The sequence below is a fragment of the Sinorhizobium americanum genome (genome assembly GCF_001651855.1).
In the GTDB taxonomy this organism is placed as follows: domain Bacteria; phylum Pseudomonadota; class Alphaproteobacteria; order Rhizobiales; family Rhizobiaceae; genus Sinorhizobium; species Sinorhizobium americanum.
Map to the genome: position 1 here is coordinate 1 of NZ_LNQC01000009.1, position 1,568 is coordinate 1,568.

Here is a 1,568-nt window from a genome sequence, read left to right on the forward strand (position 1 = left end):
CTACGGCGCTCCTATGACGATCACGACTGATTGTGCTCATAGTAATTCTGGCACCAAAATTGATGCCGTTACAAGATCGGGGACTTGGCAGGTGTGCTGCGCGGCTGTTGCCTGACGACGATTGATCAAGCACCTATTCGCGGATTGGCTACCACACGACCCTTTTCCGTCGCGGACCTTCCTCCTTCAATTGACCGGGCATTGATCATATCTGCCCCAGCGCCGTATCGAGGATTATCCTACATCAATCAGACCGCGCAGCACGCCAACCAAGTCCAGTGTTTCTTTCCGTTCGCAACTACCCCCTGTTGTGCCTAGGCCGCGCGCTCCGGGCTGCGCAACCCAGACCAGCTTCGCCCTGCGCGCGCTAGCGCCGTGGTTCCACAGCGACGGGCGGTGTTTGCCGGGCGATGTCCCAGATGAACCCGGCCAGCTCCCGAGCAACGGCGGTCACTACCTTGACCGTCTGCTTTCCAGAAGCGACAAGTCTCCGGAACTTGGCGCAAAGGCGAACCTGCGCTTTCCATGCAATGGCTCTAATATCTTCCGGAATCTCGGCATTCCGGTCTATCAAGCTTCGCCCCTCGCGGGCCGGGAAACGATAATGCCATGCCGATTCGATCAGCATCGTCCGAGCCGCCGCGTTACCGCTGCGGGTGATCTCTCCGCGCCTGATCCTCTTGCCACTGGAATGCTCGGCCGGTACCAGGCCGAGCCATGCCATCAGCTGTTTGGGGCTGTCGAACCGATGCAGATCGCCGATCTCCGCAACGAGCGTGGCGGCCGCCGTCAACTTGATACCTCGCAAAGCCTGAAGCGCATGGACCAGAGGACCTAGCACCCAGCCAGAGACGGCTTCCTTCAAAACGTCGTCCAACCGGTTGCAACGGGCGATCAGATCATGAATGCGCCGCTTGTATTCCTCGAACACAAATTGCTGGTGCGGAAAGGCAAACTTCTGTTCCGACAGCCAGCCCCAATGAGCCTTGCCCCAGATCGCTTTGCCGTTGAACCGTCGACCGTGACGCAGAAGGAAACTCTTCAGAGTGGACTTTGCCGCACCGAGTTCATCTTTCGCCTGCCGCCGAGCGCGGACGACGTCGCGAACCGCTTCATGCGCTTCGTCCGGCACCCACACCGCGACCAGCTCGCCGGCGCGCAACAGACGGGCTAGCGTTTGCGCGTCCCGACGATCGGTCTTCACCCGATCTCCCGGCCGCCGCGGCATTGAAGACGGTGAGATCACCATGCAGTCCACGCCGAGTTTTGCGAGGAGGCGATAGATGATGAACCCACATGGCCCGGATTCATAGCAGACGCGAAGCTCCGAGCCGCCTTGCCCGATCTTCTTCAGCGCCGAATGCAGGGCTTCAGGTCGATTGGCAATTGTCCCAAAATAACGGACCTCACTGTCAACGCCATCATCTGCAACTGCAATGGCAATAGTGTCCTGATGAACGTCAAGGCCGATAAACTTCTTTCCTGCCATGAGAGCTTCCCTTCTGTTGCTCGTTCAATGGCACATTCAGAAAGCCCCGATCTCGGCGCAAGTGATCGTCATCCGGTCA

At 58.9% G+C, this 1,568-nt stretch carries 1 protein-coding gene; it reads right to left on the bottom strand.

All coding sequences use genetic code 11. The features are described 5' to 3' along the window. Positions 1-367 precede the first annotated feature (367 nt). Positions 368-1,489, bottom strand: a complete 1,122-nt coding sequence (locus ATC00_RS00050; protein ID WP_064251562.1) for an IS110 family RNA-guided transposase — start codon at positions 1,487-1,489, stop codon at positions 368-370. Positions 1,490-1,568 lie beyond the last annotated feature (79 nt).

What these genes read in the sequence shown, in the direction of transcription:
- ATC00_RS00050 (WP_064251562.1), bottom strand. Translation starts at nt 1,489, where the DNA reads ATGGCAGGAAAGAAGTTTATCGGCCTTGACGTTCATCAGGACACTATT.